The following is a 12486-nucleotide window of genomic DNA, read 5'->3' as shown; positions in this document are numbered from 1 at the left end:
TGTGAAGGACGTGGCGAAATGTTCCGCAGCTTTGCAGGACTACGCCGCGCTCCTCCGCATTACCGCTTCCTCGCGATAAGCGATCTTATGCGCAGCTCGCCATAACAGCGTCCAGGCTTCGGCATAGGCGTCGTAGACCGCGATCTGGTCGACGGAGAGGCAATGTTCGAGGATCTCGTATTCGACCCCGGCGAACGACAGCGCTCGCGCGGTGTAGAGCCCTAGCGATTTGAGATCGCGGGCGACCAGTTCCATTGCGGCAATGCCGCCATCGCGAATGTCGGCGACGAAGGCCTCGCGGTTGGCGAAGGCGGTTTCCGGTCCCCAGAGGCCAAGCCGGGTCGCATAGGCGAGATTGTTGACGTCTGACGCCCCGGTTGCCGAGGCATAGAGCACGCGGGCGCGCGGCAGCAGGTTCTGAAGCCGCACTCCGGCAACGCCTTGCTCCGATCCCTTGACCTTACCGCGTGAGCCTTCGCCGCCCGCGGCGTTGGCCATGGCGTGGGCTTCGTCGAAGACGATCACCCCGTCGAAGTCGTCACCCGCCCATTTGAGGATCTGCTCGAGCCGGGTCGCATCGCTGCGGCCTGAGCGAAGGGTCGGATAGGTGACGAAGAGGATGCCCTCGCGCATTCCGACCGGGACCCCGAGCTTCCATTGCCCGAGCGGCTGGACGTCGATCGGCAGGCCCCCAAGTGCGCTCCAGTCGCGGCGCGCGTCTTCGAGCAGCGCTTCGTTCTTTGAAATCCAGATATGGCGGCGCTCGCCCCTCACCCAGCGATCGAGGATGACCGAGGCGACCTGCCGGCCCTTGCCCGCCCCGGTCCCGTCGCCAAGGAAGTAGCCCATCCGGTAGGTCCGGCCCTCGGCGCTCGCCTTCAGCACGCAGCCCTTGTCGTCGGGCTCGAACCTGCCCGAAAGATCGCGGGCATGGGCGTTTGCAGCATAGATCAGGGTCTCGGTCTGCGCGGCGGAGAGTACGCCTTTGGTGATAAGATCGGAAGGCAGCTGCGGCACCGCTTCGGGCACCGGCGCGGTGATCGAGCCCATCGCGACCGATTCCACCAGCGGCGTCGGATGTTCGACTGCGCCGGTGATCGCGATGCGGCTCGGTCGGTAAGGTAGATAGTGCCCGACCTGCTCGGCGATCGGCGCGGGCGCATCGAGCTGTTGGTAAGCCAGCGGCTGGATCGACGCTGCGGCCGCGACGGGCCGAACCACGAGCGGGACCGGTTTGCTCGGCTGTCCGATGAGCCGCAGCGGGAGCGCCGGTCTTTGGGCGATGATCGGCTCAGCAACCTGCCCCGTGCGATCGGGCAAAAGGCCGACCAGGAAGCAGAGCTCGGCAAAGTTCACCGGCTTGGCGATGACCGGACTATCGCCGCCATCGACCTTGTCGAGCACCAAGAGCCGGGTGGTGATCGAGGTGCCCTGCTTGACGAAACCGAGCTCGATCGCGGCGTTGAGCCGCAGCGCCACCGGGCCGGTGATCCCGGCAAGGAAGCGCGGCAGGTCGAACCATTCGGGCATCACCGCGACGAGGCGACCGCCGGGGAGCAGCCGCTTCCAGGCCGAGCGTAGGTGCCGCGCACCGGTGCGTCCGTCGTGGCCGCGCTCAATCCCGTGCGAATAGGGAAGGGTTCATCAACACCACGCTCGGCGCGATATTGGGCGACAGCAGCTCGTCGATCAGCTCGCCATCGTATCCCGTCACCGTGGCTTCGGGGAACAGTGCTCCAAGGCATTCACGACGGAGCGGTGAGATCTCGTTGAGCGCGAGGCGCGCGCCTGCCTTAGCCGCCCAAATGCCCAGCATCCCAGTCCCGGCCGAGGGTTCGAGCACCAGTTCGCCCGCAAAGATCGCGCAGGCCCGGGCAGAGAGCCAGGCGATGCGGGGCGGCGTTGCGAACTGCTGCCATTCGATCTGCTCGTCGCTGCGAGTGGTCTGGCTCGGCACCAGCGCTTCCAAGCGAGAAAAGGTCCGATTGGCCAATTCAGGCGACACAGCGGTGACGAGCTCGGACTCGTCAGTCAAGAATAGCACCTGGGCCAATTCGAGCGCGGCGTGGGCATCTCGCACCGACCAACGGCCGTCGGCATCGCTGCCGCCGAAATGCTCGCGCATTGTGGCGTTCAGCACGGCGCGGGAGATAGCCTGATCGGCACCGATCCGGGCAGCCAACGACCTTGCCGCGACCAGAACCTGCGGTTCGGCGGGGATGGTAAAGGCGAGAGCGGGAGAAGCATGGGACACTGGAAACCTCCTGACGAGGCCCAAGTCCGTCTGGGGGCCTCAAAAGGCCCCAAGCCCACTCTCGTCTCTGCTTGGCTCAAGCCGCCGCGCGAATCCGGCGCATCAGCACGTCGTTCCAGTCGTCGCCGGGTCGCTCGGGCCGACGGGTGACGATCCGGCGCCCCGTGCAGGCATAGGCTGCACGCGCGCGCTCCTCGGCGAGGAGTCCACCGGCGTCGTTGTCAACGAAGAGATGCAGCTCGCGCACCGATTCCGGGATCGTGACCAGGCCGAACCGCTCGTTGCCCAGCGTCGCCCAGCAGGAAATGTCGAACATCTGCATCGCCGAAAGCGCGGACTCGTTGCCCTCGGCGAGTCCGAGCCTGCCATCGCGCGGATATGCCAGACGTACGGCTCCCGAGCCCGGACTGCCGAGTGAGCGCTTCGGCTGCTCAAATGAGGCGAGGCGGTTGCTGTCGGGATCGAGGAAGGTCCGGTTCAGCGCCAGGATACCGGCGTCGTTGCGTACCGCTGCCACCAAGGCCGGTAGGAACCGCACCGCGCCCTTCGGGCCGAGCGGCATGTGCGGATGAAAGCGCAGGTCGGAAGATGAAATCGTAATGCCTCGCTTGGCAAGGTAGCGCTCGGCCGGGCTGCCTGCGAGTAGCGAGGCCTCGCGCCACAGTCTCAGCGCGTTGCGGTCAGCGATTTCGTGACGCGGCGCGGATGCGACCGGGCCGCCCGTCCCGTCGAACAGGTCCGAGATTCGCACCCCAAGCTTGGCCATGCCCTGCATGACTGCCTCGTTGGTGCAGCCGGCGAAGCAATGGACCAGGATCGCGCGCTTGCCGAGCGTGATGCTGAGCGAGGGGGTGCGGTCAGCGTGGGCCGGGCAGCAACACATACCGCGCGAGCGCGACCAGGTCCCGCTCAGCGCCTCGACGATCTTACGAGCGCGGGCTTCGAGCGTTTCTCGACCTTGAATCTGGGACATGGGGCATCTCCATCATGACATGCCTCCACCCGCGCAGCCTCCGCTCTGCGCTGCTGCCAATGCGTTTTCCTACATGATGTGTTCTATATATGTTCTCACTCGATTCGGCCATAGAAGGAATCGAGATATGAGACTGAGATGGGCAACGATCACAGCGGCGCTGGCGGGATTGGCGTTCGTCGTCCCGGCTCAGGCGCAGGAGGAAATGGCTGCTGCTGCACCTGAGCTGCGACCTGACGGCTTCCGCATTGCCGAGGGGTCGAACGGTTTCCAGCTGGTGGAGCATGGGATTTGGCGCCAGCCCCTAGCCGCTTCGTCAGGGGCTCCGGTTCTCGAAGCGGGCCGGACCTACCTTCCCTATCGTTATGCAAAGCCCGAAGCTGGCGGGCCCTCAGGCGTTCGACGGGCAAGCTACCTTCCCCATGTTTATGCTGCTGAGGCTCAATATTCGCTGCCGAGTGGTCTTCTCGACGCCCTGGTATGGACGGAATCGCGGTATAATCCACTGGCGATCAGCAAGGCTGGCGCCGCCGGCCTGGGTCAGCTGATGCCGGGGACCGCCCACGACCTTGGCATTTCGAATCGCTTCGATCCAATGGCCAACATCTTCGGTGCGGCGCGGTATCTCCGCCAGATGCTCGACAAGTTCGGGGTAGTGCATCTGGCCCTCGCTGCCTACAATGCAGGCCCTGGCGCCGTCGAGCGAGCCGGCGGTATCCCACGCAATGGCGAGACACCGGCCTATGTGCGCGACGTGCTGCGTCATTGGCGCTTTTGAGCAGGGGGTAGTTGTGAGTTCCGGTCGAATACGCGTGTCGGGAATGCTGAGCCGCGGACGACGCGGAATGATCCTAACCACTAAATCGGACGAGGTTTGGATCGTCGAAAGCGAGGAAGTTACCGACGATCTCATCGGTTCGAACGTGACTGTTGAAGGCGTCGTTGCAGGCATGGATCGTCTACGCGCCGACTGGATTGGCGCGGACAGTCATCCTTCCTGATTCTGGGGCGGATATTTCGCGACGAGTTGGAGAAGCTCCCTGCCCCACAGTGCGAGAGCTTCGCGCTTCTCATTGGTGTACTGATGCCGATGATAAACCCCGGCGACACCGGCCATTGCCGAGCCCGACTGATGATTGAGAACAGCTTCAGAAACGACCAGCGGTATTCCAAGCCTCTGCAGCCCAGTTGCCACTGTCCGGCGAATGTCATGCATGGTGAAATGACCGGCATCATAGCCAAGCTTCTCATCCACGCTTGCCCTAATCCGCTTCCAGGCCTTTGACAGCCCACTGACACTGTTTGTGTTGGTGACCTTGGATGCCAATAGAATTTGGGACTGCTTGTGGGCGTCGTCAGGAGCAATCCCCGCGGCAGCGAAGATGTCAGTGACGACTGTGAGTGCCTGGGAGGACAGCGGCACGATATTCGCCTTGCCGTTTTTCGCTCTGTCTCCAGGGACCGTCCAAACCTTCGCCTTGAAATCGAACTCGTCGCAAGTGGCGTCGAGCACCTCTCCCCGGCGCTGGGCTGTGAGAACAAGCATTTGCACGAGATGACCGAACGGATAGCCATCCTCGACAGCGGCTTGCCACAACGCGGCGAGCTCTCGATCGCTGAGCACGCGGTCGCGAGGCTCACTTCGCTTCGGACGCCATGCATCCCGGCAAGGATTGGCTGGCAAATGCTCGAGCCTGGTGAGTGCCCAAGTGTAGAAAGTTGAAAGATGGCGATACACGATGCGCGCCATCGTCAGGGTTTCCTTGCCCCGCTCGAAGGCGATCTTCTCGACAAAGCGGCTCACGTCGCTTCGAGTGATGGAATCCGCGAGACGGTCACCCAGCTCGGGTTCGATGTACTTCCGGAAAACCCGGTCGAACTCCTTCGCGCTCCGTTTTTTGCCCTCGATCTGCTGAGACAAATAGATTTCGTAGAGCTCAGCGACCGTCCCAACGCCCTTCGATCCCTTCCTCTTCGCGCCTGGCTTTCTGGCGATGTTCTTGCCCTGCTCAACATCGACCAGAAGGTCTCGCGCCTTCCGCCGAGCATTGGCAAGAGTGAAGCTCGGGCCATGTCGGCCGATTGTGACGTTCAACCATTTGCCTTGAACGCGCTTGCGCAAGATGTACGTCTTGATGCCGCTTGCACCCATCCGAATCCGGAGCCCGGTCACGATGCCATCAGCAAGCTCAATTTGCCCGGTGGCAGGAGCCTTCAAGCCTGCGATCCGAGCATCCGTCAAACCAACTTTGTTCGCCATATGCACCTGCTACCTTAGGTAGCTTTTGGTACTGGATACTGGCGAACATTTCAAGAACAATACGGACTATAAATCGCAGATTTCCGCCATTTTTGGACCCATGCGGATGCGCTAGGACCCTCTGATTGCAGCTCTTAATCAGCGGGTCCTAGGTTCGAGCCCTAGTGCGTCCACCAAAAAACTGCGTCCACCAGATCCTCCCCACCCTTGATGCATCGCCGCACGGCTTCTCCCGTCGCTCTCAAGGTCAGACCGGCAGGGCGGTGGTGAACTTCGTCATGGACAGGGCGAAGTGCGACGCAGCACCGGCGACCGAGGGATGCCCCAAAAGGGTCATCATCAGGAAGCGATTATAGTCTGCGACATCCGCGACCACGATGCGCATCAGATAGTCCCATTCCCCCGACATCGAAAAGCATTCGACGATTTCCGGGCGACCCTCGACAAACTGCTCGAAGGCGCGGCGGGCCTCCTGCGCGTGGCTTCGCATGCGGATGTTGCAAAGGACGTTGACGCCCCGCCCGACCTTTTCCGGATCGACCAGCCTGACCGTCCCGGCGAGGACGCCCGCGGCCTCCAGCGCCTTGATCCGACGCCAGCAGGAAGCGCTGGAAGCCCCGACCCGCTCCGCCAGCTCGGCATGGCTGAGCGTCGCATCCTCCTGCAGGGCTGCGATGATCTTTCGGTCGACGGCATCGATCTGTCGGTCCTGTTTCATGAGGGGCAGGATAATCGCCGCATCCCTTTCATCCAAGCGTCCAGTTGAACGATCCGACGCGGATGATTTTGCCGAAACGAAAAGCCTGAATCCGCTTTCCTTTTCGGCCAGCCGGGCTATTCTGTCGACAGGTCGCATCAGGGATGGTTGGGACTGCGGACATGATCGACCTTTCTCCCCAACCACAGGACAAGGGCAGCGGCGCAAAAGCCGCTCCTGCCGCGCCCCAGCATGATCCTGTGCAGACGAACAGCCGGGAAGATGGAAATCCTGCCTCCTGGTGGCATATTCAGCAAGAGCAGATGGAGGGCGCGATCCAGCGCCTGTCGCGCTGGGCAGGCCCCTTCGCGCTGCTTGCCACGCTGTTTTTATTGGGGTGGTGGATAATAGGCTGATCCTGCTGGTGATTCGGATCGGGCGGCGTTCTGCGCGCCCCGGAAGCGCCGCATGGCAACGCTCGCCATTTCAGGTCGTCGCAAATCTGGGGCAGAGCATCTTCCAGGACAAACGGATCATCGGAAAAGCGGGTCCGCGCACCCCAAGCCCGATTGTCAGTCCACGGCATTTATGCCCTGCTGCTGCGCAACATAAATCAAAACGCTGCGGATGTCTGATGGTTAACACACTGCCGCGCGGCGGTGCCCGGCTTGACGTCAAGACATAAAAAGGGTTGCAGATGTCGAAAATTGATCTGGCGATCGAAGGTGTTCCCAGTCGCCAGCCCGCTACGGCCTCAGGGCAGCGGAATGCGCGGCTTTGGCTGTGCCTGCTCCTGCTGGTTGCCGATATGGCCGCGCTTGCCACGGGCTTCGCCTTCGGGCTGCGCGCCGCCGGCCTGCAATGGCTGGCGGACGGGCAGTGGCAGCCGCTGGCGGGCGGCATGATCGTTTACGCGGTCCTGGCTTTCCATAACCAGGCCTATAATCCTCATTGCCTGATGCGCATGACGCAGTCCTGCCGCAGCGCCACCATGGCTTTCGCAGGAACATTGCTGATCTTCCTGCTGGTTGTCTTTTCGCTGAAGGCGACGGGACAATTGTCGCGGCTTGGCATTTCGGCCGGTATCTTGTGCAGCGGCACCTTGCTCGTCCTACAGCGGCTGATGATCGTGCATATGGTGCGCCGCAACTTTGCCGACGGCCTGTTCGCCCAGCTCCTGATCATCGATGACGGCGCCATTCCCGACGACGTCAGCGGCATGGTGATCGTCGATGCGGCGGCCATCGGGCTGAAGGCCGATCTGGACGATCCCTATATGCTGCATCGCCTGGGCACCCTGCTCCGCGACTATGATCGCGCGGTGATCTCCTGCCCAGCCGAACGCAAGGCGGATTGGGCCCAGATGCTGAAAGGCGGCAACATATTGGGTGAGATCATCGTGCCCGAACTGGACCCGATGGCGCCGCTGGCGGTCCAGTCTTACCGCGGCACGCCCACGCTGGTGGTGTCGCGCGGGCCGTTGAACCTCGCCAACCGAGCCAAGAAGCGCCTGCTGGACATCGCTTTGACCGTACCGGTGCTGATCCTTCTCGCGCCGCTGATGGCGGTGGTGGCGATCCTCATCAAGCTGGACTCCCCGGGCCCCGTCTTCTTCAAGCAGGAACGGATCGGACGCGGCAACATGCTGTTCCATATCCTGAAATTCCGCAGCATGAAGGTGGAGCAGTGCGACAGCGCGGGCGCGACTTCGACGCAGCGGGACGACAATCGCATCACGCGCGTCGGCGCATTCATCCGCAAGACCAGCATCGATGAACTGCCGCAGCTCATCAACGTATTGCTGGGAGAGATGAGCCTGGTCGGCCCCCGCCCCCACGCCCTGGGATCGACGGCGGAGGAACAGCTATTCTGGCAGGTGGACCGGCAATATTGGCACCGCCATGCACTGAAGCCGGGGATCACCGGCCTGGCGCAGATCCGCGGCTTCCGGGGTGCGACGGAAACGCGCCGCGACATATTGAACCGGGTCGAGGCGGATCTGGAATATCTGCATGGCTGGAGCCTGACCCGCGACATTGCGATCCTGTTCGGAACGCTGAACGTGCTGGTCCACAAGAACGCTTATTAGCGCCCGCCGAATGCCAAATCTGGAGCGCGAATCGGCGGAGCGGCCAAGACGCGGGAAAGCGAAAAAGGTTCCGCCGAGAAAATGATATTTGCGACGAAATGTTGCTGAAAACGCTTCGTCGCAAAAAATCTTATCCCAGATTAAGAATTGAGCGCCGTCGCATGGTCATATGCGACGAATCGATGTCAGCAGGCCTTCCTTCCCAACTATTTGTTAACCGCAAAATCGGATATTAACGCCATCACCAATCGGGCGGCGGGAATATCGACGTGGCGGAAGAATTTGCAGCAGTTGCGACGGCACCCTCTTTGATCGAAACGGCGGAGGTGCGCCGTGAGCTTCCCGCTCGCATCGACGGCATGACGTTTGCCGATCACGCCGAAAGCGGCGTACAGCTCCTGTCGCGTTGGGCCGGCATCGTGGCCTTTGTCGGCGCGGTCGCAGCCATCGCCTGGCTGATCTTCTGACCGGACTCGCAAGGCTCAAGCTTTCTCCCAGATTAACAGCTGCAGGGTGCGCCGGGACTGGTCCCGCCGCGCCCTGTTTGCGATGAACCGAGCCGTTGTTTTGACGCGACAAGCTGCTTTTCGGGCAGTGGTTTTACGTAGAAATACTTCTAGCATGCCCTGATTGCTGCAATGCAATAAGGGTCGATTGGTTTTGAACAAATATAATAATCCGCGATTGCGGGGCCGCATTTCTGTGCCTTGCGATCGACAGACTTCATGGTCGCGCACCTGTTTTGCGGCAGCGCTAAGTGGTGCCGCAATGGTCGCGGCCATGCCGACAGTTTCGCAGGCGCAGGATAATGACGGTACGACTGAGCCAAAGCGCATCAACAATGCCATGGAGGAGAAGCGGATCCGGGATTACGGTCTTCATCTGACAGCCGGCCTCGATCTACTCTATGACGACAACGTCTATCGCGTGGACGACCGCGTCGAAAACCCCACCGACGACCTGATCGTCACGCCCTCTCTGGAGGCGACCTATGGCATGCCGGTGGGCCGTCACGACATCCTGCTGCGCGGGAAGATCGGCTATGACCGTTTCATTTCCGAAGGACAGCGGAGCAAGTTGCGTCTGGATACGGAGGCGAAGGCCAATATCCGCTTCGGCGCGACCTGCCTGATCACCCCTCGCGCCTCCTATCGCCAACAGCGCGCTGATTATGGCGACATCAATTCCGCGACCGAAAACCTCCAGAAGTTCGCCACGGTCGGCGCGGATTTCACCTGCGAGCGCCCGGGGCTGTTCCCTGTGGCGAGCTATGAGCATGACAGGACGCGCAATGCCGACCAGTTCGACTATGCCGACCAGACCAGCGATATGTTCATGGGCGGGATCGGCTATGCCATGCCCAGCCTGGGCACGCTGACCGCTTATTATGAGCGGGTGAACAGCAAGCGCGACACGCTGGGCATAGAGAACCGCATCAACAGCTATGGCCTGCGGTTCCAGCGCGCGGTGACGCCGATCACGCAGATCGACGCGGATGTCCGTTGGCTCGACGTCAGCAGCGACAGCGCGGCGGTGGGCGGCTATGACGGGCTGGGCTGGAAAGTCAGCCTGTCGACGCAAGCCATTCCGCGCCTGAAGCTGACGGCCATGACAGAGCGCGCCATCGTCAACGACAGCCTGATCGCCAGCGGTTTCGCCATCGATACCAGCTACCGCATCCAGGGCGAATTTTCGATCTCCGAACTCACGTCCGCCGGCCTTTATGCGGAATGGGACCGCAGAAAGTTCCGTCAGGATGCGGCGCTTCGTCCCTATTCGATAACGGCCGACCGCAACCGTCGCTTTGGCGGGCTGTTGACCAGGAAACTTTCGGATCGTTTCGATCTTACGCTGGATGCCCAGCATTACACCCGCAGAACGGACACCAGCGTCTCCAACTATAGCGGCACGCAAGTAACGTTGGGCGCTGCCCTGCATTTCTAGACCCTCAATATATTGGGAGCATGAGCTGTGAAAGCCGATACTCTCCTGAAATCCATCTCGACCCTGCTCATCATTGCAGGTCCGATGGCCGCGACTGCCCAGACCGCCGCCGGAAACGCGGCGGCGACTGCAACTGCCGCGCAGGCGGCAAGCGCAGGCTATCAGCTCGGTCCGAATGACGAGCTGAAAATCTCCGTCTTCGGACAGCCCGACCTGTCGACGACCACGCGCATCAAGGAGGACGGCACCGTCCTGCTCGCGCTGGTCGGGCCGGTTTCCGCCAAGGGGAAGACGACCTCGCAACTGGCGCAGGACATTGCGGCCGGCTATGCCAGCGGCGGCTATCTGACCAAGCCGTCCGTCAGCGTGGAGGTCAGCAATTATGTCAGCCGGTTCGTCACCGTACTCGGCAATGTGCCGGAAGCGGGCAATTATCCGCTCGACCGGGATTATACGGTGGCGTCGATGCTCGCCAAGGCCGGCGGTTCGACCAAGGACGGCGCCAATGCCGTCATCCTGACGCCTGCGGACGGCAGCGGGCCAGTACGCATTTCGCTGGCCGATATGGGCGCGGGCGCGATGCGGCCGCTGAGGGCGGGCGACACGCTGTTCGTGCCGCCCGCGGAAAAAGTCTATGTCTACGGCCAGGTTCAGCAGCCCGGCGCCTTCTCCTATGTGCCGGGGCAAAGCTTCCGGCAGGCATTGGCGTTGGCGGGCGGACCGACGCTGGCGGGTTCGACCAAAAGGATAAAAGTCCGGCGGGAGGGGAAGGAAATACAGGCCAAGCTGGACGATCCGGTCAAGCCTGAAGACGTCCTCATCATCCGGGAGAAGCTGTTTTGACGACACTCGATCAAGGCTTCGCGCACTCACGCTCCAGCCAGAAATCCGGTATTTTCGACAGGTTTCTGTCCCTTACGCGCAGCGGCGAAAAGCGCAACGAGCGCGTCATACCCGACGACGTGCCGTTGCATCTGGACGTGCCCGCCCTGCCCGGCTTCCGGCATGACGCGCCGGAAGCGCAGCCGGAGGAAGCGGCGCACCGGCCGCTCTCCATGAGCGCCATGGCCGCGCCGATCAAACCCATCAGCCTGCGCCGCGACAGCATCTATGCGGCGTTCAACACCGCCATGCCGGTGACCGACCGCCATGGACTGGCAGGGCGCAACAGCGAACTGGAAAAGCTGGTCGAGGCGATCGTCGTGCAACGCAAGCATGCCGTGATCTTCGGCACGCGCGGATCGGGCAAGACCTCGCTCGCCCGCGTGTTCGGGGATCTGGCGGACGAGGCGGGATGCGTCGCGCTTTATGCATCCGCCAATGGCGAAGCGGATTTCGACTCCCTCTTCCGTCCCTTCCTGACCGAATTGCCGATGAGCAGCGCGGGACAGGAACGGGCGCGCAAGATGATGAGCGAGCCGCTGGACGTGTCCCGCCTCTCCGCCCTGCTGGTGGAGGAAGTGCGGGAGCGTTCCATCCTCATCATCGACGAATATGACCGGGTGCAGTCGGAAACGGCCAAGCAGGACGTCGCGACGCTGCTGAAGCTGCTGACCGACATCCACTCGCCGGTACAGGTCGTGCTGGTCGGCATCGCCAGCGACATTGACGGGCTGATTGCCGCCCACCCCTCGCTGCGCCGCCATCTGGTGCCGCAGCGGGTCGCGCCGATCCCCAAGCCGGAGCTGGAGCGGCTGCTGCTGTCCTGCGCCTCCAACGCCCGGCTTTCCATCGACGAGGATGCGCTCGACGCATTGTCGAGCGCGGCCATGGGATCGCCCTATCATGCGCGGCTGTTCGGCATGTCGGCCGCGCTGGTGACGGAATCGGCCGCGCGCGACCGGATGCTGCTGTCCGATGTCGAGCAGGGGCTGCTCTCCGCGCTGGAGGATTGGGAGGAAATGAGCGGCCAGACCCATGCGCTGTTCCGCCGCATCCTGTGGGAAGCCGGGTCCACGCGGCGGATGATCGCTCTTGCAGCCGTCGTCGCCTCCCAAATGTCCGCCATCAGCTATGAGCGGCTCGTGAAGCTCGGCCATGAGGTGCTGGGTGGCGGGTCGGTGAACGAAGGCCAGGCGCGCGACGCGATGATGCGGCTGCAACCCGCGCTGGTGGCGACGCCCAATGGCGAGCTCTGGATGTTCGAGGATACGCTGGCGCCGCAATTTCTGCTGCTGATGGCGAAGCAGCCGGTGCAGAGCGCACCGCCTGTGCAATCGCCCGCGGAGGAGATGCGCGCGCTGCTCAAGGGAGTGGACGGGCTATGACC

11 protein-coding genes and 1 pseudogene are annotated in these 12486 nt (G+C 62.5%); 8 read left to right on the top strand and 4 right to left on the bottom strand.

Features of this window, described 5'->3' with window-relative positions; genetic code table 11:
* Positions 1-39: 39 nt before the first annotated feature.
* Positions 40-2254: pseudogene (locus K7W03_RS17165) on the bottom strand (strawberry notch-like NTP hydrolase domain-containing protein).
* 76 nt (positions 2255-2330) lie between these two features.
* Positions 2331-3227 carry a toprim domain-containing protein gene (locus tag K7W03_RS17160; RefSeq protein WP_222886889.1) on the bottom strand — a complete coding sequence of 299 codons (897 nt, stop codon included), beginning with the start codon at positions 3225-3227 and terminating at the stop codon, positions 2331-2333.
* Positions 3228-3354: 127 nt separating this feature from the next.
* On the opposite strand from K7W03_RS17160, the gene K7W03_RS17155 reads away from it, so the two are divergent.
* Together K7W03_RS17155 and K7W03_RS28240 are read left to right on the top strand one after the other, a co-directional pair.
* On the top strand, positions 3355-4005 hold the full coding sequence (locus K7W03_RS17155; RefSeq protein WP_222886892.1) for a lytic transglycosylase domain-containing protein: 651 nt from the start codon (positions 3355-3357) through the stop codon (positions 4003-4005).
* Entirely contained in the window at positions 3908-4228 is a 321-nt protein-coding gene (locus tag K7W03_RS28240; protein WP_319024323.1) for a DUF5818 domain-containing protein, read from the top strand. The genes K7W03_RS17155 and K7W03_RS28240 overlap by 98 nt, the downstream gene beginning before the upstream one ends.
* Here K7W03_RS28240 and K7W03_RS17145 read toward each other — a convergent pair.
* Complete coding sequence (locus K7W03_RS17145; RefSeq protein ID WP_222886887.1) at positions 4216-5487, bottom strand: tyrosine-type recombinase/integrase; 1272 nt, start codon at positions 5485-5487, stop codon at positions 4216-4218. The genes K7W03_RS28240 and K7W03_RS17145 overlap by 13 nt on opposite strands.
* A gap of 247 nt (positions 5488-5734) precedes the next feature.
* Entirely contained in the window at positions 5735-6205 is a 471-nt protein-coding gene (locus K7W03_RS17140; RefSeq protein WP_025548786.1) for an Lrp/AsnC family transcriptional regulator, read from the bottom strand.
* Positions 6206-6366: 161 nt separating this feature from the next.
* Here K7W03_RS17140 and K7W03_RS17135 point away from each other — a divergent pair, with 161 nt between their 5' ends.
* From K7W03_RS17135 to K7W03_RS17110, 6 genes are all read left to right on the top strand, one after another.
* Complete coding sequence (locus K7W03_RS17135) at positions 6367-6600, top strand: hypothetical protein (RefSeq protein WP_048575747.1); 234 nt, start codon at positions 6367-6369, stop codon at positions 6598-6600.
* A 281-nt stretch (positions 6601-6881) separates the two neighbouring features.
* On the top strand, positions 6882-8273 hold the full coding sequence (locus K7W03_RS27895) for a sugar transferase (RefSeq protein ID WP_025548789.1): 1392 nt from the start codon (positions 6882-6884) through the stop codon (positions 8271-8273).
* Positions 8274-8542: 269 nt separating this feature from the next.
* A complete protein-coding gene (locus K7W03_RS17125; RefSeq protein WP_130029976.1) occupies positions 8543-8740 on the top strand; it encodes a hypothetical protein in 198 nt (65 codons plus the stop codon).
* A gap of 301 nt (positions 8741-9041) precedes the next feature.
* Complete coding sequence (locus K7W03_RS17120) at positions 9042-10217, top strand: hypothetical protein (RefSeq protein ID WP_222886886.1); 1176 nt, start codon at positions 9042-9044, stop codon at positions 10215-10217.
* A 27-nt stretch (positions 10218-10244) separates the two neighbouring features.
* Positions 10245-11060 carry a polysaccharide biosynthesis/export family protein gene (locus K7W03_RS17115; RefSeq protein ID WP_222886885.1) on the top strand — a complete coding sequence of 272 codons (816 nt, stop codon included), beginning with the start codon at positions 10245-10247 and terminating at the stop codon, positions 11058-11060.
* Positions 11057-12484 carry an ATP-binding protein gene (locus tag K7W03_RS17110; RefSeq protein WP_025548793.1) on the top strand — a complete coding sequence of 476 codons (1428 nt, stop codon included), beginning with the start codon at positions 11057-11059 and terminating at the stop codon, positions 12482-12484. Before K7W03_RS17115 ends, K7W03_RS17110 begins: the two co-directional genes overlap by 4 nt.
* The last annotated feature ends 2 nt before the right edge of the window (positions 12485-12486 follow it).

The sequence above is a fragment of the Sphingobium sp. PNB genome (genome assembly GCF_019873065.1).
Lineage (GTDB): Bacteria > Pseudomonadota > Alphaproteobacteria > Sphingomonadales > Sphingomonadaceae > Sphingobium > Sphingobium fuliginis.
This window is presented reverse-complemented; position numbering and strand designations above follow the sequence as displayed.

What these genes read in the sequence shown, in the direction of transcription:
- K7W03_RS17145 (WP_222886887.1), bottom strand. Translation starts at nt 5,487, where the DNA reads ATGGCGAACAAAGTTGGTTTGACGGATGCTCGGATCGCAGGCTTGAAG.
- K7W03_RS17160 (WP_222886889.1), bottom strand. Translation starts at nt 3,227, where the DNA reads ATGTCCCAGATTCAAGGTCGAGAAACGCTCGAAGCCCGCGCTCGTAAG.
- K7W03_RS17120 (WP_222886886.1), top strand. Translation starts at nt 9,042, where the DNA reads ATGGTCGCGGCCATGCCGACAGTTTCGCAGGCGCAGGATAATGACGGT.
- K7W03_RS28240 (WP_319024323.1), top strand. Translation starts at nt 3,908, where the DNA reads ATGCAGGCCCTGGCGCCGTCGAGCGAGCCGGCGGTATCCCACGCAATG.
- K7W03_RS27895 (WP_025548789.1), top strand. Translation starts at nt 6,882, where the DNA reads ATGTCGAAAATTGATCTGGCGATCGAAGGTGTTCCCAGTCGCCAGCCC.
- K7W03_RS17135 (WP_048575747.1), top strand. Translation starts at nt 6,367, where the DNA reads ATGATCGACCTTTCTCCCCAACCACAGGACAAGGGCAGCGGCGCAAAA.
- K7W03_RS17155 (WP_222886892.1), top strand. Translation starts at nt 3,355, where the DNA reads ATGAGACTGAGATGGGCAACGATCACAGCGGCGCTGGCGGGATTGGCG.
- K7W03_RS17140 (WP_025548786.1), bottom strand. Translation starts at nt 6,205, where the DNA reads ATGAAACAGGACCGACAGATCGATGCCGTCGACCGAAAGATCATCGCA.